This is a genomic window from Chryseobacterium sp. HR92, from assembly GCF_045689405.1.
Classification (GTDB): Bacteria; Bacteroidota; Bacteroidia; order Flavobacteriales; family Weeksellaceae; genus Chryseobacterium; species Chryseobacterium viscerum_A.
On sequence record NZ_CP139139.1, the window covers coordinates 4,781,909 to 4,802,982 of the forward strand.

Sequence of the window (21,074 nt, forward strand, 5' to 3'; positions counted from 1 at the left end):
CAGAAAATTAAATCTAATTATTACTAATTATTACTAACGATTATGAAATTAATCAACAAATCGATACTAACTGCGGTTATTACATTATCTACAGCTAGTGTTTATTACGCTCAACAAGTTCAGGACACAGTGCAAAAGTCCAAAGATATTGATGAGGTAATTTTAAGAGGTGTAACGGATATCGCTAAAGATAGAAAAACACCAGTTGCAGTGTCTACAATCAAAGCTGCTCAAATCCTTGAGAGACAAGGAAACCAGGAGTTGGTAGAATTGTTAAACACAACACCGTCAGTATATGCTACAAAAGGTGGTGGTGGATTTGGAGATTCTCAGATCACAATGCGTGGTTTTGAATCAAGAAATATTGCAGTAATGGTAAACGGTATGCCTGTTAATGACATGGAAGGAGGTACTGTTTATTTCTCAAACTGGACCGGACTATCTGATGTAACAAGTACGATGCAGGTACAAAGAGGACTTGGTTCTTCGAAATTGGCAATTGCTTCTGTAGGAGGTACTATGAACTTCTTAACAAAATCAGCAGATATGAAAAGAGGTGGAATTCTTAGATTTGGAGTTGGTAACAATGACTATCTTAAAACCTCTTTTGCTTACAACACAGGTAAATCTGAAAATGGATGGTCTTCATCTATCTTGATGAGCAGACAGGCTGGTAGCACTTATATAGAAAACACACAATACGAATCTTATGCTTATTATTTTGCATTAGGTTGGGAACCAAATAAAAAACACAATTTCCAATTTACCCTAACTTCTGCACCACAATGGCATAATCAGAGAACATTCTCTCCAACAATCCAAAATTATATCAAGTACAATCCGGATCAAGACGGAACACCATACAGACAATACAACTCTGATTATGGTTACTACACTGATGCAAATGGAAATAAAGTATCATTAGCTAACAGAGCAAACTATTACTCTAAGCCGGTAATGATGGTAAACTGGGACTGGACAATGAACGAAAAGTCTAAGTTAAGTACAGTTTTATACATGTCTAACGGTAGAGGTGGTGGAACTGGTGAACTTGGTAGAGTTGGCGGAAAAGGAATCACTGATGCTTCTTTCATTGATGGAGGCGGTCATTTCAACTACGATGCTATTTTTGCTGCGAACAAAGCTGTTAACGTAAATACTGCTGGTGCTGGTAGTACTTTGATCCGTAGATCAAGTATCAACTCTCACAACTGGTATGGTATCTTGGCAAATTTCCAACACAAAATTAATGATAACTGGAACTTCTCAGTAGGTACAGATGACAGATATTACTACGGATACCATTATCAGGTAGCTTCTGATTTATATGGAGCTTCAGGATATAAGGATAGCAATAACAAAAATATTGCTCCTAATATTGTTAACAAAACTTATGATTATCAACAGCTAGCTTGGAATCCTTTTGGAGGAAAAACAGCTCCTATCCAAGATCAGATTGGTTACAGTAATGACGGTGAAGTTATCTGGTACAGTGGTTTTGGTCAGGTTGAATTTAATAAAAATGATTTCTCAGCATTCTTGCAAGGATCAGTTTCTAATCAAGGATACCAAAGAATTGACAACTTCATCCAAGATGGTGTAACGAAACAACAAGGACAGGTTGTTAATACAAAAACAGGATTCAAAAACCTTTTTGGATATAACATTAAAGGAGGTGCTAACTATAACATCAATGCTAATCACAATGTTTTCGCAAATGTTGGATATTATAGCAAGCAGCCATTCTTCAACTCTGTATACCCAAGTAACTTCCAGGTAGTTAACCCAACTTTAACTAATGAAAAAATCTTCTCTGCTGAAGTTGGATATGGTTTCAGATCTCAAAAGTTAAGCGCAAATGTTAACATATACAGAACCCAATGGGGAGACAGATGGTTAAGAAGAACTAACCAGACGTTTACTCTACCTGATAATACAACAACTACAGGATACGCAGAAATCAGTGGTATTACTGAAGTTCACCAAGGTGTTGAATTTGATGCTGTTTACAGACCAACTAATTATCTTGAATTCCAGGGTATGTTCTCATGGGGAGATTACTATTATAAAGGAAACGCTACAGGTGCTGCATTTGACGACAACAATAATCCACTTACTTTAGCTGGTACTTCTACATCAACAACTCTTTATTTAGATAAAGTAAAAGTAGGAGGAACAAGTAATAACAGTATTCCTCAGATGACTGCATCATTAGGTGCTACTGTAAAACCAGTAAAAGATCTTAGCATCTTCGGAACTTGGAGATATGTAGGTAAACTTTACTCATCAATTGATATTGCTACATTCTCTAATCAGGCTGCACAAGAAAAAGGAGTAATGAAGTTACCGGATTTCAATCTGTTTGATGTAGGATTCTCTTACAAAATCAGATTAAGAGACAGCTCTCAATATTTCACTATTGGTGCAAATGTTTACAACTTATTTGATACTACTTATATCTCTGATGCTTCAACAAACGTATTCACAAAAACTAGTGATCAGTTTGCTACAGCAGCTCAATATGAGGCTTATCAATCTTCATTATACAAAGGAATTGATCCTACTAACCGTGTACTTTTCGGATTCGGAAGAACATGGGCGGCAAACTTATCATTCAACTTCTAATAATATCACAATATTAGATTTTATAAATATCAATCCCGGCTTTGAGCCGGGATTTTTGTTATCTTTGTGTACAAAAAAATAGGATTATGGATTTTTACAACATTTTACTTAATGCCCACAAAGGTTTCGGGTATCTTGAAATTCTTTTGGTAACATTATTTGTTATTGCACTTTTAGCTACCATGTTCGGTTTCAGTGGAAAAGTGAACAAATTTTTGAAGAAAACTACTCTATTCACGATGATTTTCTTCCACGTTCAGTTTTTATTGGGAATCATTATGTTGATCACAACTTTTAGCAAAGGATTAAACATGGGAGAAGTAATGAAAAATGCAGCATTAAGATTCCAATATGTTGAACACCCATTCTCTATGCTTATTGCAGCCGTTTTGATGACTATCGTCAACAAAAAGGTAAAATCCAATGATACTATTTCTTTAGGAGTAGTGATTATGGGACTGATTGCGGTAGGTTTATTTGCATTCGCGTTCCCTTGGACAAGAGTCTTTGGAGCTTAAAACAGACAAAGAAATTATATGCGTTATAATTTATAAATAGTTTAATCTTAAATTTTTAATTAAATCAATGAAAGTAGCTGTAGTAGGTTCAACAGGAATGGTTGGACAAGTTATGCTTAAAGTTTTGGAGGAGAGAAACTTCCCTGTAACAGAATTAATCCCGGTAGCATCCGAAAGATCTGTAGGCAAGAAGGTGAAGTATAAACAGAAGGAATTTACCATCGTAAGCATGAAGGACGCTATAGCTGCCAAACCGGATATTGCAATCTTCTCTGCAGGTGGTTCTACTTCCCTTGAATTTGCCCCTCTGTTTGCAGAAGCAGGAATCACAGTGATTGATAATTCTTCAGCTTGGAGAATGGACCCTGATAAAAAATTGGTAGTTCCTGAAATCAATGCTGATGTTTTAACAAAAGAAGATAAAATCATTGCAAATCCGAATTGTTCTACCATTCAATTGGTAATGGTTCTGGGACCATTGAACAAAAAATATGATTTAAAAAGAGTAATTGTTTCTACCTACCAATCTGTAACAGGAACTGGTAAGGCTGCTGTAGATCAGCTAAACGGAGAAATCAACGGAGATGATTCAGTTGCGAAAGTATATCCTTATCAGATATTCAAAAATGCATTGCCACACTGTGATGTATTCTCTGATGATGATTACACGAAAGAAGAGATTAAACTGATGAAGGAGCCTAAGAAAATTCTAGGAGATGACACCTTTAACTTAACAGCAACAGCTGTAAGAGTTCCGGTTCAGGGAGGACATTCTGAAAGTGTAAACATTGAATTCGAAAATGAATTTGAACTGGATGAAGTAAGAAAAATCTTATCCGAAACTCCTGGCGTAATCGTAATGGATGATGTGAAAAATAACCACTACCCGATGCCTTTATATTCGGAAGGAAAAGATGAAGTTTTCGTAGGAAGAATCAGAAGGGACCTTTCACAGCCTAAAACGCTCAACCTCTGGATCGTAGCAGACAATCTGAGGAAAGGGGCAGCAACAAACGCTGTACAAATTGCAGAATACCTTGTAGCAAACAACTTAGTATAAACTAACAAAATAAAAAAGAGTCTCAAAATTGAGATTCTTTTTTTTATCAAACTTTATATGAATACCCAGAAAAATACCCACAAAGAGAAAATAGGATTCCAAAAACTCATTGCAGTGTTTGGAGTTATCCTTTTTATCGGAAAGATTATTGCCTGGAAACTCACCAATTCCGATGCAGTATTTTCCGACGCCATGGAAAGTATTGTCAATGTCATCAGTGCATTCATGGGACTTTATTCCCTTCATCTTGCAGCCAAGCCTAAAGATGAGGACCATCCATACGGTCACGGAAAAGTAGAATTCGTAACTTCCGGTATTGAAGGAGCTCTTATCGCTATTGCCGGCGTTATGATCATCTATGAAGGAGTTCACAGCCTTATCGTAGGGAAAACCCTGAGCAAAATAGATCTTGGGATATGGATTATTGCTGCCACTGCAATTATCAATTATCTGCTGGGGTATATTTCTATAAAGAAAGGAGAAAGAGAAAATTCTCTGGTTCTTATTTCATCCGGTAAACACCTTCAGTCCGATACTATTACCACTCTTGGAGTAGTTGCCAGCTTAATTATTGTTTACTTCACCAAAATTTATTGGCTGGACTCTGTAGTAGCACTATCTTTCGGGCTTTATATCATATTCGTAGGCTATAAAATTGTCCGAAAATCTTTAAGCGGCATTATGGATGAGCAGGATCCTGAAATACTAAATCAGGTCATTAGAATCCTTGAAGAAAACAGACACATAGAATGGATTGATGTACACAATATGAAAATCCAACAGTTTGGTTCTTCTCTACACATTGATGCTCATATAACATTGCCATGGTATTATGACCTTCGTGATGCCCATGGAGAGATGGAAAAAGTAATTATTCTTCTTGCCAAAAACATGAAACGAACTATTGAGTTCAATTTCCATATGGATGACTGTAAACCGATTTCATGTCCGGTATGTCAGATCAAAGAATGCCCTGTCCGTGAGAAAGACTTTGTGAAACGCGTAGAATGGACTCCTGAAAATGTAACCAGTGTAGACAAGCATACCGTAGAATAATAGATAAATTCACTTATCTAACCTCTTTATTCATCATCTGTTTTCTGTAATAAAACATGGGAACAATCAGAAGTATAATCAAAGGTTGGATCACAAACCTTCTCATATAAAAAGAAAAAAGATATCCTATCTCGAATCTGTCAGAAATACAATACAGATAAATTGGAAGAGAAATCATAAACACAATAACCATCATTACAGCGCCCTGCAATGTCCATTGTTTATTTTTAAACAACCCATGGATAATCAGGCAGGAAAACAAAAGGTTTAAAACAAATCTAAATAGATGTCCGCCAATCAGCTTTCCCCATTCAAATGCAGGGAATTCGATATTTTTATTTGCTTCATGAAAGTAGTCCAGAAACGGATCATAAAAAATAGTTCCTTCCAGAACTCTTACACCTATCAACCCGCAGATTCCTGCTATAACCAGAAGCCAACTAAGAATTTTCATGTTTTAAAGCAAAAAATTTAATCCAGACCAGCCAAAGTACAACGACACTTCCATAAATAATGGCAGGAAAAATAAAATCATGGAACATTTTACCATATTCCTTATGATCTGTCATGACGATATTCAATCCTATAATTCTCAGAAGATTCATTATGTACAGTATAATCAACCCTGCCCCGACAAAGACAAAAGTCTTCATTCCTTTATAAAAAGCAAAAACGAAAGAGACAAACAGAATGATAACAGAAACAGCATTGCAGCCCTCCACCATTCTCGTCTCATAACGTTGTTTAACATAAAACCAAACCTGTTCATTCTTTACATCATCATAAAGTTCCGTAGGATAACCTATGGCATTCTGCAAAGCCGCCGCCTGATTGGCAATTACTCTTGAAAAAGAATCCAACCCGGAACTTTTACCGCTATTCAGATAGAACTGATAGGCAAAAAGAAGTACCAGGTAAATAATAATGAAACGCAATAAGATACCTAAAACAGGTTTAAAGTCTTTCAGCATTCTGCAAAGATAAAAATTAGCCTGTAATATCCTGAATTTGAATTAAGAAACTTAAAAAAACACCCATCAGATTCTACAATCGCACACATAATACTGAAAATTTTTCTTTAAAATACTCAGTAAAATAAATATTCAACACTTCTTTCAGATCCTCATTACAGCGGTCTCTTCTCTTCACATTTTCACTTCTTTAAACTATAATTCCCAACTCATGTTAATTTAGTATATTTGTTTCCATATTATGACTTCTGAAAACGCAAAACGATTTTTTGAAAACCATTTAGGTAAAAAATCTTCCGAATTCGTCACATTAGCTCAAAGCGGCTCTGCGAGGGTAAATTTTCTGGCCACTGCCGGCACTGAAAAATACATCATCACGTACAATGAAAATATCCCAGAAAATGAAAGTTTTCTTTACTATTCTGAAGTATTTTCAAATTTGAAACTTAATACCCCTTCTATTCTTGCTGTTTCTGATGACAGAACAATGTACATCCAGGAATTTTTGGGACAGCACACCCTTTCGGAGATTATTACAAAAGAACAGCAATCCCCGGCTGTAAGGTCTTTGGTACAACAGACACTGAAGTGTCTTTTCCAAATGCAGACACAGACACAGGGAAAAATTGATTTTTCAAAAACCTTCGAGTATGAAAGTTATGATGAACTGCCTGTGATTCATGATCTTTATTACTTTAAAAACTTTGTAGCTGATTTTCTGGAGCTTGAATACAACAAATCGACACTCTTAAAGGAATTCAAAAAGATTGCATTACTTATTGAAAATCTTGAGCCTAAAGGAATCATGATCCGGGACTTCCAGGCAAGAAATATCATGATAAATGAAAAAAATGAAGTTTCTTTCATCGATTACCAGTCTGCAATGAAGGGCCCGTTAATGTACGACGTCATCTCTTTTCTTTTTCAGGCCAAAGCCAACTTCACAGAAGACTTCAAACAGGAAATGCTGGAATTTTATATTCAGCAGTTTGAAGATCCTGAAACAAGAACTCAACTAAAAGATGCGGTGATGCCTATTCAGATGATGAGATTTTTGCAGGTTTTGGGTGCTTACGGATTCAGAGGATTGATTCAGAGAAAACAGCATTTTATGGCCAGCCTTGAAAAAGGGATTCAGAATATTACGCAATTTGCCGACTCATGGGAGCAGATGAATGATTATCCGGAGCTGAAGAAGGTAATTCAACAGTTGACATCAGAGAAAGCAAAACAAAAAATTGAAGAAACAATTAATTTAAACCATTAAGAAAGTTTTAAGCTATTAAGAATATTAAGGTTATGACCAAAAAAGAAATTACTCAACTGTCATATGAAATTACTGGCTTTGCCATTAAAGTCCATAAGGCTCTTGGTCCTGGTCTCCTTGAAAGTGTCTATGAAGAATGTTTAAAGATTGAACTTCTTAAAAACGGTTATGAAGTTAAGCAACAGTTGTATTTTTCCATCAATTATGAAGGGATAGAAATTGAAACAAAACTTGTTGTAGATCTCCTCGTCAATGATACAATTATTATAGAGTTAAAAGCAGTAGAAGAAGTCTTACCAATACATGAGGCACAACTACTCACTTACATGAAAGTTCTTAAAAAGCCACAGGGCCTTCTTATTAACTTTTTTACGAACAATATTACCAAGTCAATGAAACCCTTTATCAATGAATTTTTCAAAGAGCTTCCTGACTAAATTTTGATTTATCAAAATCTTAACTTACCTTAAAACCTAAATAAATCTTAATGGTTTAAAAATTTAAAAGAAAGAATAAAAGAATATGCTACACATCGAGATACACAGTTTTTCATACAAGAAAGGAGGAATTCCTAAAGACAATTCAGGAAACGGAGGCGGTTTCGCTTTTGACTGCCGTGGAATTTTAAATCCAGGAAGAATTGAAGAATATAAAATTCAGACCGGAAATGACATCGGAGTTCAGGAATATCTGGAGACAAAAACGGAAATGCCAAAGTTTTTAGAATTGGTAAAATCCCTTGTTTCGATCAATATCGACAACTACCTTGAAAGAGGATTTGAACATCTGCAAATCAACTTTGGGTGTACAGGCGGACAGCATAGATCGGTATATTCCGCTATAAAAATCGCTGATTTTATCCGGGAAAAATATCCTGAAGGAACCGAGATCACCCTTCACCACGATGAACAGCCGCAATTGAATATTAGTAATCAGTAATGAGCAATAAGTAATCTTCTTATTACGCTTATTTATTACTCATTATTTATCACTCATTACTTATACTATTATGAAAGCTCTAATTTTCGCTGCAGGAAAAGGAACCAGACTTAAACCGTTTACAGATCATCATCCGAAAGCTTTGGCAAAAGTAAACGAAATTCCACTTCTGGAAAGAAATATTACTTATCTGAAAAGTTTCGGAATAAAGGATTTTGTGATTAACATCCATCATTTCGGAGATCAGATTGTTGATTTTTTAAATAAAAATAATAATTTCGGATGCAGGATTGAAATCTCTGATGAAACCAACGAACTTCTTGAAACAGGAGGTGGCTTGATTTTTGCGAGAAAATTTCTTGATCATGGAGAAGATTTTTTAATCATGAATGCGGATATCCTCACCGACCTGAACATCAATGCGCTGGTGGAATACCATAAAAAGATAAAAGATTTTGCTACTTTAGCGGTTTCCGACAGAGAAAGTTCGAGAAAACTCCTTTTCAATGATGATATGGTTTTGAGAGGCTGGCTGAATGTACAAACTGGTGAACAAAGGCTGGCGGAATTCAACAAAGGCTTTAAAGCCCTTGCTTTCAGTGGAATTCATTGTATCAATCCTACGATCTTCGAAAAAATAAAAAGAACAGGCAAATTTTCTGTTATGGAAGAATATCTGGACCTGATGCAGACCGAGCATATACATGGTTTTGTACACGACAGTATTCTTATCGACGTCGGAAGACCCTCATCTGTAACAGAAGCCGAAAAACATTTTAAATAAATTTTGCAATGGAAATTGATGGAACTAGGGATGAAAGTTTAATAAATCCGGAACTTGACATTAACGAAACAAAACTACATAACAGTTTCAGACAGAAAACCTGGGACGAAACAATCGCCAAAGACAGCTGGATGGTCTTCAAGGTCATGGCTGAATTTGTAGACGGTTACGAAAAACTGGCCAAGATTGGTCCATGCGTTTCTATATTTGGTTCTGCACGGCTGAAGCCAGAGAACAAATACTATGAAATGGCTGTAGATATTGCGGAAAAGATCACCAAATTAGGTTTCGGAATTATTACCGGAGGCGGTCCGGGGGTCATGGAAGCAGGAAACAAAGGAGCTTTCAATGCTAAAGGAAAATCTATCGGACTGAATATTGATCTTCCTTTTGAACAGCATTTTAATCCTTATATCAATAAATCCTATTCTATGAATTTTGATTACTTTTTCGTAAGGAAAGTAATGTTTGTAAAATATTCTCAGGGTTTTGTAGTAATGCCAGGCGGTTTCGGGACATTGGATGAACTTACTGAAGCAATGACTCTTATTCAAACCAACAAAATAGGAAAATTTCCAATTGTTCTGGTAGGAAGTGAATTCTGGGGAGGATTACTGGATTGGTTCAAAGCAACTTTGTTAAAAGAAGGAATGATTGCTGAAGATGATTTGGATCTTTATCGTGTGGTAGATACCGCTGACGAGGCTGTAGCACATATTAAAGCCTTTTATGATAAGTATTCTGTGAATGTAAATTTTTAATTGGCATATTATTTGTGACTTATAACTAACAGGTATGATTGTAAATCTATTAATTAAGATGAAAAAACTTTTATATATATCAGGAATTTTAACATTTTTTGTGTTAATGAGTTTTATGTATGTAGACTTTTTCTCTTCAATGACCAAAGTGGATTATGTTGATGGAAGCAAGACATTGAAGTTTACCACAAAAATGAATACAAGCCACATCTCTGATGCAATCAAGATCAACCCCAACACGGCTGGATTTGAAGCAGAGGTAAAAAAATATGTGAACAATAATTTTGATGTATTTGTCAATGGGGCTCCTAAAACGATAACCTTTACAGGAAGTCAGGTCAGTGGAGAAACTGTATGGGTGTATTTTGAAACCGGAGGCGTTTCAGATATCAACACCTTAAAGATTAAAAATACGATCCTTTTAAGCGCTTTTCCTAAGCAGATCAATCTGGTGAACATTGCCTACAAAGGCAGCCAGAAAACAATGAACTTTCAGAGAGGAAAAGAAGTGAATGAGGTTTCTTTTTAACGTGAATTAGATTTAACCATTATAAAATGGGTACCCTGGAAAGTAAAACTTTTCAGGGTATTTTTTTGTTTATACTTAAAACAAATCACATCAAAGAGATTAATTACGTACAAATACCTAATTAACAATTTCAGCATTTACACCGTAAAATATTCAATTTCAGCAATGTACATTTGTATTGTAATTACACCAAGATGTGAAGCCGGAATCACTTAAATAACGGGGCAGAATCTGAAAAGCCAAATGAGTAAGAAAACACCAAACTAAAACCAAATATCATGGACGAACAACTTAAATCATCGAGTCAGGAAATAGATGTCCTGATTGTTATTGACACGGATTATGTAAGAGATACTTATAAAAACCCAAGTAAAGATCCTAATAATCCTACAGGAATTGATCATAACAGCCAGCATATGATTGTTTCCAATGCCAACGCTATTTCCGGACAAGGTTCCGCTGATCTGAATTTCAGTGCAAGAGCCGGAGATACGGTTTCTTTCAGAGGAACATCCATCTACCAGAATTCCGATGATGCTGTCATCATCTACAATATTAAATACTGGTCTGGAGATCAGGTTTTCAACAGTTTTATATACAATTCTGTTGAAAGAAGACAGGCTGCTGTACCTAATTTAAATTCTCAGAATGGTCTTCCTGCCGCTGCTGCCGATATCACTTTTGCCAGTATCGACTCTAAAGTAAAAGCAACAGGGAAAGAGAACTTCTACGTACAGTTTGGACTTTACATTTTAGATCCGAATGACAGTAACAAACAGATCTTGTACGGTTACTTTTACTGGGATCCAACAATTACGGTTAAGTAAACGAAAATAATAAAACCACTGCTGATGTGTGTTTTTCGATGTATTTTATTTAACTCATAAAATAGAATCGGGCAGCTTTTCAAGCTGCCCGATTCTATTTTTAAGAATTGTATCAGAATATATTTTATCCTAATGTATTACTCAATTTTGATGTTATCGATCTGAAGATCATAAATACCATCTTTCCCTGTTTTAAGGGCAAACATAGGTTTTCCAGAGGTAATATTAAGATCGGTAAGACCTGTAAGGGTAAGCTCAATCAGCCTCCATTGTCCGTTCGTATTGATTGACCCGGTATATGAATTGGTACTTTCAGGGCTTAAAGTAGCACCTGTAGAGAATGTTCCTAAATTGAATGTATAGAAAGCAGACGTATTAGGAGCTAGTGGTGTTGCTCTGTATACATTGAAAGAAAGTGATTTCCCTGATACAGTACCTTTGATATACATTGTAATTCTCTTTGGAGTTGCTGGTATTCCTGACGCAGCATTCGCTGTAAATACATAGTCATTATTGGCAGGTGTACCTTTAATCTGAAGAGAGTTTGTACCGTTATACCCCAAACCACTACCCTGAGATGCATAAGGCATAAGCCCAAAGCTATTTAAACTTGACAGGAAAGATGCCCAGTTTTCAAAATCAGAGCTCGGGAAAAGATTTACGGCATTCGCAGAAGGAAGCTCCGGCTCCCCTGGGGTGAATCTGGCGTTCGGGAAGTTAATATCATTAAGATCCCTTATATAAGCCTGATCTGTGAAAACCGTCGCGTTATTTGAGCTTGTAAAACGGCTTAAAACAAGAACGATATCACCACTTTTTTCATATTTAGGAGAAATTGGAGATTTTCCAAAAGTTGAAAAGTTACTGAAACGAAGATCTAATCTGCCTGCTTTTTTATCCGTAATATAACGATCCCCTGTAGCTGATTCGTCAGCAAAGTTCTTTGTTAATTCTGGCTCTTCAAACTGAACGTTTTTTATTTTCACAAGCTGGTTAATGTGCGCACCGTTTTTCAGGGCATCAGAGATAAAGTTGAACTCTAATGGTTTCATTGCGGCTACTACAGGCTTCTGTCCGTCGCAAACTCTTGCCATGTAATTTGAAACTTTATTTGGGTTGATTCTACCGATAGGATAATTAGGGTCATAAGTACCTACTTTAATGTTTCCATTAACTCCCTGAACGATCAATCCTTTAAGGTTGATTCTTACTAAAGCTCCTACCGGGTAAGCAAGATATTGGCTTCCACCATCGATATCAATCTCAATACCTTGAGTTGGATTTTCAGGCTTATCCTGAAGGAACATCATTTTGTAAAGATTTGAAGATTCATCACTTGAAGAAACGTAAGCTTCTACGATGAAATCTTCTTTAATGATATCGGCTTCACCGGGTTTTGCTTTTGCAATGGTTGTAATCTCAGATAACTGGTGGTTAGCCGCTGCAAATTTGTTAGTACATTTGATTTCCGGCACGTCATAATCATCGGTTTTTACACAAGACGAGAACGCCAGCATTGAAATGGCTGTAAAGATCGCCGCTTTAAAATATATATTTTTCATTGTTTTCGATTTTTAATTTAATTTTTTTAGAATCTGAATTGAAGGTTAACAAAATAAGATCTACCCTGATTATACCAATATTTAGGAGCGAATACCATATTTCCGCTGTCATAATCATTAGCATAGTCAGTATAGTTAACGTTTCTCGTCTGCTCAAACCCTCCTGTAATAAAGTTTCTGTTATTAAGGATATTATTTACAGATGCTGACACCAATACATAATACTTACCAATCATCCAGGATTTCCCTGCATTCACATTGAAGAAGAATGCTGAAGGTAATTTTGTAGGAGTAAGAATTCTTGCAAGTTCTTCCTCCGTTACATTATCAGAAGGTACTCCCGGTGTATTAGGGTTCATATAGAATCTTTCTGTTCTGGTTACCGGAGAAGGATCAAGAAATGAATGTCCGAAATAGTTCCATGTAGCTCCTACCCACCAGTATTTAGGGCTGCTGTAACGAAGACCTAATGTGTATGCCTCCTGAGGAGTTCCGCCCTGTCTGTAATTTTTAAGGGTTGCTTCACCCATGTTTGTATAAGATCTTGATACGATATTTCCGTTTCCGTCAAGTTCTCTGAATGTTCCAACAGCGTCAGAGGCAAAATAAACAGTAGGGTTATTAGTATAAGTATATTGCCCTACGCTTAATAATCCGCTGGCCGTTAAAGTAGGGGTAACTTTTACCTGTGCACCAAGCTCAATACCTATATTTCTCTTATTGGCTCCTGCCAATACCTGTGTAATGAAAGCACCATCCTGTACAGGAGTCTGATCTCCGCTTTCAGTCAGAGTAGTCAGCTTAACTCCCTGTGCGAAATATCTTTGTACACTTGTTTCATTTTGAGTGTTAACAAGGTAACCTGTCAATCTCAGTTTTACAATTGGAGTAGAAATTACATAGCTCAGATCGTTGGCATCTACAACAACGTTCTTGATCCCCGGAGTTGTAACACCACTTACTCTTGTATTAAAATAAATATCATTTAAGAAAGGAGATTGTGAAAAGTAAGCTCCGTTATAAACAAGGAAGTTTCTCCCATTGATTTTATACGTAACCTGACCTTTAACCCCTGCATTCCAGAAGTTTTGGTCTGCTCCTTTTCCGTAAGAAGATTCATACAGATAGTGTTGGAACAATCCTTCTCTGCTGTTCGTTGTATATCCGAATAATCCGGAAATGAAAACATCAAATTTCCCAGTTGAAAATTTGAATGCAGGATTTACTTTAAATTCCTGTCTTCTGAAAATATAGCTGTACCCTATTTTATCACCTTCTCTTTTCGCAACATCAGTATCACTTTCTCTTGTATTAAATTTACCCCAAACACTTCCTGCTGTTGTATTGGATGCAAACGGGTCCATATTCAGTGCAAAATCAGCACCTAACAAATCATTTACTTCTCTGTACTGCTCAGATCTGTAGTTTTGGTAAGATAAGTTTAAAATGAAACGGGACGTATCGCTAAAGTTATAAGTATAGTGAGTAGACAGATTCCACACTTTATCATCTTTTACATCATCCACAAGATAATAAGCTGCTCTTCTTCCGCCTAGTAACGCATTGTATTCTACGTTTCTGTTCGCATTGTAAAGATTATCCCAGTTGATCTGTGTATGAGACTGATCATCATTGGTCCACCAGTCTCTTGTAATTCCGATGTTTGCAGCCTGTTCCGGAGATGGATCTTTATAATTTAGCCAATAGCTTGGTAAATTACGGTAATAGGTTGGAGACGGGTTATTTGCTCTGTACCAATCCAGTCTTGAACTGTACTCTTTCCCAAACTGGTAAGAAACAGACGTCCATAGCTGAGAGTTTTTATTGATTTTCCAGAAATCCTGCAATTGGATCATTGGCTGGAAACCTCTTTTTACTCGTTCATTTCTTTTATCTCCGTTTTGCCATCCCCAATAAGAGTTGTAATGAACTCCCCTGAAGTCATATACTTCCTGAGTGCTTGGACTTGAAGAGCTTCTCGCATATTTAGAACCAATAGCATTTAAGGTCATGGTATGACTGTCACTGAATTTTTTCTCAATACCAATATATCCACTGTATGCATCATAAGCAGTACCATCTTGGATCCCTTCCTGTGCCCATCTTCTCGCAATCATTCCTGTAAATGCCCATCCATTCTTATTCATTCCGGAGGAAAATCTGTAAGATAATCTGTTGGTATAGTTTCTGTTGGTAAGAGAGTATGTCAGCTGGCTTCCTTTTCTGTACTCACTGGCTTTTGTATTCTTATAAAATACTCCGGTAGTTCCTCCGAAAGCATATTCGGAAGGTGCATGATTAGCTGCAATTTCCGGGTAACGGGTAATTTCGTTTAATCCTCCCCAGGTACTGAAGTCTACATCTCCATTATCTGCAGCAGCCATAGAAACCCCATTGATCATATTCTCACCTGTTCTGCTATCAATTCCTCTTGGGCGGAACCAATATGGTCCTAAATCAAAACTTGCAATCCTGTTGAAAACATCCTGAGATGATTGTAATAATCCTACCGTTGCTGTTTGCTGTGCACCACCGCCATCATTTTCTCCAGAATCTTCTATGATAGCCAACCCCTGATCTGCACCGTTCAATGCAGAATAAAGAGTAATTACTCCAAGATCTTTTCTTTTCTCATCACTGGTTACGTCAAATTCAAAAATTTTAGTTTCAAAATTCGGCTTGGTAACCATAATCTGATAATGTCCAGGCATCAAATCCTTAAATTGGAAATATCCGATTTTGTCTGCCGTTGCATCATTTCCTGCTCCTTTTAAATCTACATTTGCTTGCTCTACAGGCTTACCGTCTGCATCCTTAAGATACGCAAACACAGTTGTCTGCGCATAATAATATGACGCAGGCAGCAAAGTAAATAAAGAGATCAATGATAATTTTTTAATCATGAGTATGTTTATTTTTTTAATACTTTTCTTGTTAATTTTCAACAGTTTAAAAGTTGGGGGCACAAATTTAATCAAATTTTGTAATTCACAATTTTTTTAACAGTATTTTTCCTTAATACTGCAAGCTTTTAAGAATCATTATATAAATGATACTGAGATAATTGCTTTTAAATTTACAAATATTTAAAATGCAATAAATTAAAAAAAGTAAATTTGTAAATTAAATAGTATTAATAATAACTCAAAGAAGATGAAGAGATTTTCGAGTCTGTTTGCCATTATTATTTCGATCATGGCATTTTCACAGCAACAAGGAAAACTGAGAAAAGTAGCTACCGTAGGCTTTTTAAATGTAGAAAACCTGTGGGACACTATCCGTTCAGCAGATTATATTGATGGAACGAAAGACATTAAAAATCCTGCTTTTCACAGAAGTATTCCTATGGATTCTATCAAACTTCTGGAAGCTGAAAAATATGACGGGCCATGGAGTGATGGTGCTTTAATTGGTAAAAAAGTAGTGCGAGAACAAGGTGGTTCTGAAGAATTTACTCCAAAAAGCGCAAAGAATTATGGAACCAAAATCTATAAAGCAAAATTGGCCAACGAAGCCAAAGTAATTTCTGAAATGGGAGCACAGTATACCAAAACAGCTCCTGCAGTAGTGGGGTTAATTGAGGTTGAAAACAGACAGGTCATCCAGGATCTTATCAATGAACCTGCTTTAAAGAAATATGATTACGGAATCATTCATTACAACTCTTATGACTACAGAGGAATTGACGTTGCATTGATCTATCAGAAAAGAAGATTCACTCCTACCAATTCATTAAAAAAAGAATTGGTAATCTACGGTGACAACGGAAGAAGAGAATATACCAGAGATATTCTTGTTGTAACAGGGTTTTTAGATAATGAAAAAGTGGCATTCTTTATGAACCATTGGCCTTCAAGGAGAGGAGGTGAAGCAATTTCTTTACCTAAAAGAAATGCTGCTGCTGCTTTATTGAAACAACAGATGGATAGTATAAGAGCTGCAGACCCTACAACGAAGCTTTTTGCAATGGGTGACTTTAATGATGATCCTGTAAGCCCGAGTTTAAAAAATCATCTGAAGGCTCAGGCAGCACCTAAAGACTTAAGTGAGGAAACACCATACCTTAATCTGATGTACCCTTTATACAAGAAAGGAGTAGCATCTCTTGCCTATCAGGATGCACCGAACCTGTTTGACCAGATTATCGTTTCTAAAAACGTAATTTCAGATCAGGTAACCAAAGAATACTCTGTATATAAAACAGAAATTTTTGCACCGGCTTATTTAGTCAATAAAGAAGGAAATTATAAAGGCTATCCTTTCAGATCCTGGAATGGAGACCAGTTCACAGGTGGATACAGTGACCACTTCCCGGCATTTGTAGTTCTCCAGAAAGAACCATAAAAAAGTTAGGCACTCTTATTGGAGTGCTTTTTTTATGTAAATACCTTAATCATGAAAAATATTATTTTATTGGTATTGATAGCATTGATACCTTACAGCTGTTTTTCTCAGGAAACACCAAAGAAAGATAAAGAACAACATGAAATGAAGCCTTCTAAAAACGAAGACGGAGAATGGGATCTTACGGTCATTGATACACAATTTGATTATTTTTTGAGTGCAGTTGCCAAACCCATCAGCCAGTATACAGAATCTTATCTGAAGACGAAAAATACATTTTTGGTGAACGAATGGAACAGTTATTATAATTCCGGGAGATACAGAAATATCATAGAATCCGGAATAGATTATGATCCGCAGGAAAATTACGGGATCAAGTTTGAATATAAATTATATCAGGTTTTCGTATATGTGAACTGGAAATATAAACTCAGAATGAATGGATTATCCGGAAGTGATGCAATAAGGTAAATTTTAAATAATACTCAACAAAAAAGGTTCAGAGAAATTCTGAACCTTTTCATTTTTATAATAGCTGAAAATTATTTATTGAATAATTCTTCTACTTTATCCCAGTTTACTACATCGAAGAATGCAGAAACATAGTCAGGTCTTCTGTTTTGGTAGTTTAAATAATAAGCATGTTCCCAAACGTCTAATCCTAAAACCGGAGTTCCTTTAACGTCTGCTACAGGCATTAATGGGTTGTCCTGGTTAGGTGTAGAAGAAACAGATACAGAACCGTCAGCATTTTTTACTAACCAAGCCCATCCTGAACCGAATCTTGTTTTAGCTGCATCAGAAAAATCAGTTTTGAATTTTTCAAGACCTCCATAGTTTTCAATAGCTGCTTTTACATTTCCTACAGGTTCTTTGCTTCCTCCCGGAGTTAAAATTTCCCAGAATAAAGAGTGGTTGAAGTGTCCTCCTCCATTGTTTCTTACTGCTGGCTTGTCAGTTCCTGTCTGGCAGATTTCTTCGATTGTTTTTCCTGCTAGTTCAGTTCCTTCAATTGCTTTATTTAAATTGTCAATATATGCCTGGTGGTGTTTTGTATGGTGGATTTCCATAGTTCTTGCATCAATAGTCGGCTCTAATGCATCATATGCATATCCTAGTTTTGGTAATTCAAATGACATAAACTTTATTTTTAATGTTATAATCCAAAAATAGCCAATATTTAAGGTATTATCAAGGATTGTAGATTACTTTAATAAATCTTTAACATTGATACATTGATTTAGAATGAATTAAGTTTTATTTTTTTTTATTTACAGCCAACAAAAAGCACGAACCAAATGATCCGTGCTTTCTATTTAACAATATTAAATTAAATTTATTTATTCATAGACATCAGGAATTCTTCATTATTGAGAGTTCCTTTGATATTCTTATTTACAAATTCCATTGCTTCTACAGGATTCATTTCAGAAAGATATTTTCTGAAGATCCACATTCTCTGAGAAGTTACTTCATCCAGAAGCAGATCATCTCTACGTGTGCTGGAAGAAATTAAGTCGATAGCAGGATAAATTCTTCTGTTAGCAATTTTTCTGTCTAATTGAAGTTCCATGTTACCAGTACCTTTGAATTCTTCAAAGATTACTTCATCCATTTTAGATCCTGTATCAATCAATGCGGTTGCAATAATCGTCAGAGATCCTCCACCTTCAATTTTTCTTGCTGCTCCGAAGAATCTTTTCGGCTTGTGAAGAGCATTGGCATCTACCCCACCGGAAAGAACTTTACCTGATGCAGGCGTTACCGTGTTGTATGCTCTTGCCAATCTTGTAATAGAATCCAGTAAGATTACTACATCGTGCCCGCATTCTACCATTCTTTGTGCTTTTGCAAGAACAAGGTTGGCTACTTTCACGTGTTTTTCAGCTGCCTCGTCAAATGTAGAAGCGATAACTTCTGCATTTACACTTCTTTCCATATCAGTAACCTCTTCCGGACGTTCATCAATCAAAAGAACCATCATGTATACTTCCGGGTGGTTGGCTGCAATAGAATTAGCAATATCTTTAAGCAACATCGTCTTACCTGTTTTAGGCTGTGCAACGATCATTGCTCTCTGACCTTTTCCAATAGGGGCAAATAAATCTACAATTCTTGTAGAAATCGTAGAATTGTTTCCTGCCAAATTGAATTTTTCTTCCGGGAAAAGTGGAGTAAGATATTCAAAAGCAACACGGTCCTTGATGAATGCAAGGTCACGTCCGTTAACTTCTGTAGGTTTTAATAATGAAAAGTATTTTTCACCTTCTTTTGGAAGTCTTACAATTCCTTTCACGGTATCTCCGGTTTTCAAACCATAATTCCTGATCTGCGCTGTAGATACATACACATCATCTGGAGAAGAGATATAGCTGAAATCTGAAGAACGTAAAAATCCGTAGTTATCCGGTAAAATTTCCAAAACACCTTCTATACTTACCAATCCATCGAAATTGAATTCTTTTTTATGGTCATGCTGCTCTTCTGCCTTTTCAGAATGTCTGTTTTGATTCTGATTTTGGTTTTGATGCTGCTGATGCTGGTTTTGGTTTTGATTTTTATGTTGGTTTCCACTGTTTTGTGGGTGGTTGTGTCCTTTTTGAGGTCTGTTAGCCTGTTGCTGTTGAGGATTGTTAGGCTTTTCTTCAGCCTGAACCGGCTCTTGAGATTCTGTGTTTTTTGGAGCTTCTGTTTTTTCCTGAGATACTTCTGCGTTACCTGTATTGGTAGAAACTCTTTTTCTTTTCTTTTTTGCCTGGGCGCTTGCTGCTGACTCTTCAGTTACTGCAGCTGCTTCAGCTTTGGGTTCTTCCTGTTTTATCTCTTCAGAAGCGGGTACCATTTCTTCTACTTTCTCTTCTGCTTTAGGTTCTTCTGCCGGAGCTTTTATATTTGTTTTTGGCTTGGCTGCTGGTTTTTTGGGAGCAGCTTTTCTTGCCGGGGCTTTAGCAGGTTTATCTGCTGGGGCCTCTTCAGTAGTTACACTGGCGGGTTCTGTGGCGTTGAAATAATCTTTTGCAACTTTAGGGTTAGAAGCCTGAAAGTCAAGAATAGCAAAGATCTTGTCATTTTCATTGCTGGTTCTTGCAACTTTAACGCCCAAATCTTTTAAGATTTTAGTCAGTTCCGTTACGGATTTTGACCTTAACGTTTCTATGTTAAACATATTTATGTAAAAATGTAATTAATTGTGAGTAAGAAAAGTAAGTCCGGCGACTTTGGTTTTCAAGTACATTGTATAATGCAAATCTACACTTATTTTTGAATTGTGCAAAATTTATGTTATTTTTGCCAAGAATTTAATATTCAATGCTACAGAGAATACAAACTATATGGACTTTATTAGCAGTTTTAGCTGCTGTTTTCCTTTTTATAACGGGACAGGATGTTGTCATTTCAGACAGTATTCCTTTACTTAATATCGGCTGTATAGTGCTGGTTATTACCGGAGCATTAAGTATTTTTAGTTTCAAAAACAGAAAAAGACAAATTTTGCTGAATACCATCAGCATCATTATAAACGTTTTGTTGATTGGTGTATTGGCGTACTGGTTACTAAACTTATCCGGAGGAATTCATTTTCCTGAGAAGGGTATTGAGCCGATTTTCCCATTAATTGCGGTAATCTGTCTGCTTATTGCAAACATTTACATCCGTAAAGATGAGAGGCTCGTAAAATCTGTAGACAGACTTCGATAGCCTTACAACGATTTTTTGAGTGAGAACAGCTTCTTTTTAGGAGCTGTTTTTTATTTATCCCATACTCTTAATTGACATCATCTCCTCTGCCAGATCAATTAATTTATGTACATTCATGCAACTTTTCGGTTG

The 21,074-nt window shown here is 36.2% G+C and carries 20 protein-coding genes; 14 read left to right on the forward strand and 6 right to left on the reverse strand.

The window, feature by feature from the left end:
- Positions 1-42: 42 nt before the first annotated feature.
- The 4 genes from SFA27_RS21655 to SFA27_RS21670 all read left to right on the forward strand — a co-directional run bounded on the left by SFA27_RS21655 (position 43) and on the right by SFA27_RS21670 (position 5,259).
- Positions 43-2,625: a TonB-dependent receptor gene (locus SFA27_RS21655; RefSeq protein WP_264518828.1), complete on the forward strand. Its 2,583-nt coding sequence runs from the start codon at positions 43-45 to the stop codon at positions 2,623-2,625.
- An 86-nt stretch (positions 2,626-2,711) separates the two neighbouring features.
- A complete protein-coding gene (locus tag SFA27_RS21660; protein ID WP_034691532.1) occupies positions 2,712-3,143 on the forward strand; it encodes a hypothetical protein in 432 nt (143 codons plus the stop codon).
- Positions 3,144-3,210: 67 nt separating this feature from the next.
- Positions 3,211-4,203: an aspartate-semialdehyde dehydrogenase gene (locus SFA27_RS21665; RefSeq protein WP_255813522.1), complete on the forward strand. Its 993-nt coding sequence runs from the start codon at positions 3,211-3,213 to the stop codon at positions 4,201-4,203.
- Between the two features lie 57 nt (positions 4,204-4,260).
- Positions 4,261-5,259: a cation diffusion facilitator family transporter gene (locus SFA27_RS21670; protein WP_264518829.1), complete on the forward strand. Its 999-nt coding sequence runs from the start codon at positions 4,261-4,263 to the stop codon at positions 5,257-5,259.
- Between the two features lie 13 nt (positions 5,260-5,272).
- Here SFA27_RS21670 and SFA27_RS21675 read toward each other — a convergent pair whose 3' ends face one another.
- Both SFA27_RS21675 and xrtF read right to left on the reverse strand, forming a co-directional pair.
- Positions 5,273-5,713, reverse strand: a complete 441-nt coding sequence (locus tag SFA27_RS21675; protein ID WP_407294825.1) for an exosortase F system-associated membrane protein — start codon at positions 5,711-5,713, stop codon at positions 5,273-5,275.
- Complete coding sequence (xrtF, locus tag SFA27_RS21680; RefSeq protein ID WP_264518831.1) at positions 5,700-6,230, reverse strand: exosortase family protein XrtF; 531 nt, start codon at positions 6,228-6,230, stop codon at positions 5,700-5,702. Before xrtF ends, SFA27_RS21675 begins: the two co-directional genes overlap by 14 nt.
- Positions 6,231-6,471: 241 nt before the next feature.
- Between xrtF and SFA27_RS21685 the strand changes: the two genes are divergently transcribed.
- From SFA27_RS21685 to SFA27_RS21715, 7 genes are all read left to right on the forward strand, one after another.
- Positions 6,472-7,497, forward strand: coding sequence for an aminoglycoside phosphotransferase family protein (locus SFA27_RS21685; RefSeq protein WP_407294829.1), 1,026 nt, complete (start codon positions 6,472-6,474; stop codon positions 7,495-7,497).
- 32 nt (positions 7,498-7,529) lie between these two features.
- A complete protein-coding gene (locus SFA27_RS21690) occupies positions 7,530-7,934 on the forward strand; it encodes a GxxExxY protein (RefSeq protein ID WP_407294832.1) in 405 nt (134 codons plus the stop codon).
- Positions 7,935-8,019: 85 nt separating this feature from the next.
- Positions 8,020-8,436 carry an RNase adapter RapZ gene (locus tag SFA27_RS21695; protein WP_264518834.1) on the forward strand — a complete coding sequence of 139 codons (417 nt, stop codon included), beginning with the start codon at positions 8,020-8,022 and terminating at the stop codon, positions 8,434-8,436.
- Between the two features lie 70 nt (positions 8,437-8,506).
- Complete coding sequence (locus tag SFA27_RS21700; RefSeq protein WP_047376403.1) at positions 8,507-9,220, forward strand: nucleotidyltransferase family protein; 714 nt, start codon at positions 8,507-8,509, stop codon at positions 9,218-9,220.
- A gap of 8 nt (positions 9,221-9,228) precedes the next feature.
- Positions 9,229-9,981, forward strand: a complete 753-nt coding sequence (locus SFA27_RS21705) for a TIGR00730 family Rossman fold protein (RefSeq protein ID WP_052184639.1) — start codon at positions 9,229-9,231, stop codon at positions 9,979-9,981.
- Between the two features lie 58 nt (positions 9,982-10,039).
- On the forward strand, positions 10,040-10,510 hold the full coding sequence (locus SFA27_RS21710) for a DUF6702 family protein (protein ID WP_228408605.1): 471 nt from the start codon (positions 10,040-10,042) through the stop codon (positions 10,508-10,510).
- A 278-nt stretch (positions 10,511-10,788) separates the two neighbouring features.
- Complete coding sequence (locus SFA27_RS21715) at positions 10,789-11,337, forward strand: inclusion body family protein (RefSeq protein ID WP_047376397.1); 549 nt, start codon at positions 10,789-10,791, stop codon at positions 11,335-11,337.
- Between the two features lie 137 nt (positions 11,338-11,474).
- Here the strand turns inward: SFA27_RS21715 and SFA27_RS21720 are convergent, their stop codons facing one another.
- Together SFA27_RS21720 and SFA27_RS21725 are read right to left on the reverse strand one after the other, a co-directional pair.
- On the reverse strand, positions 11,475-12,899 hold the full coding sequence (locus SFA27_RS21720) for a DUF5689 domain-containing protein (RefSeq protein WP_407294836.1): 1,425 nt from the start codon (positions 12,897-12,899) through the stop codon (positions 11,475-11,477).
- Positions 12,900-12,925: 26 nt separating this feature from the next.
- On the reverse strand, positions 12,926-15,802 hold the full coding sequence (locus SFA27_RS21725; RefSeq protein WP_407294839.1) for a carboxypeptidase regulatory-like domain-containing protein: 2,877 nt from the start codon (positions 15,800-15,802) through the stop codon (positions 12,926-12,928).
- 250 nt (positions 15,803-16,052) lie between these two features.
- Here SFA27_RS21725 and SFA27_RS21730 point away from each other — a divergent pair, with 250 nt between their 5' ends.
- Together SFA27_RS21730 and SFA27_RS21735 are read left to right on the forward strand one after the other, a co-directional pair.
- Positions 16,053-17,243 (forward strand): endonuclease, encoded by a 1,191-nt coding sequence (locus tag SFA27_RS21730; protein WP_047376393.1) that lies wholly within the window; start codon positions 16,053-16,055, stop codon positions 17,241-17,243.
- Positions 17,244-17,294: 51 nt separating this feature from the next.
- The gene (locus SFA27_RS21735) at positions 17,295-17,714 is read left to right on the forward strand and encodes a DUF6146 family protein (protein ID WP_047376390.1); all 420 of its coding nucleotides are present in this window, start codon (positions 17,295-17,297) and stop codon (positions 17,712-17,714) included.
- A gap of 71 nt (positions 17,715-17,785) precedes the next feature.
- On the opposite strand, the gene SFA27_RS21740 is transcribed toward SFA27_RS21735, so the two are convergent.
- Positions 17,786-18,382 (reverse strand): superoxide dismutase, encoded by a 597-nt coding sequence (locus SFA27_RS21740; protein ID WP_047376388.1) that lies wholly within the window; start codon positions 18,380-18,382, stop codon positions 17,786-17,788.
- Between the two features lie 197 nt (positions 18,383-18,579).
- Positions 18,580-20,409, reverse strand: a complete 1,830-nt coding sequence (gene rho / locus SFA27_RS21745; protein ID WP_264518838.1) for a transcription termination factor Rho — start codon at positions 20,407-20,409, stop codon at positions 18,580-18,582.
- Between the two features lie 143 nt (positions 20,410-20,552).
- Here rho and SFA27_RS21750 point away from each other — a divergent pair, with 143 nt between their 5' ends.
- Positions 20,553-20,942, forward strand: coding sequence for a DUF4293 family protein (locus SFA27_RS21750; RefSeq protein ID WP_255813508.1), 390 nt, complete (start codon positions 20,553-20,555; stop codon positions 20,940-20,942).
- Positions 20,943-21,074: the final 132 nt, after the last annotated feature.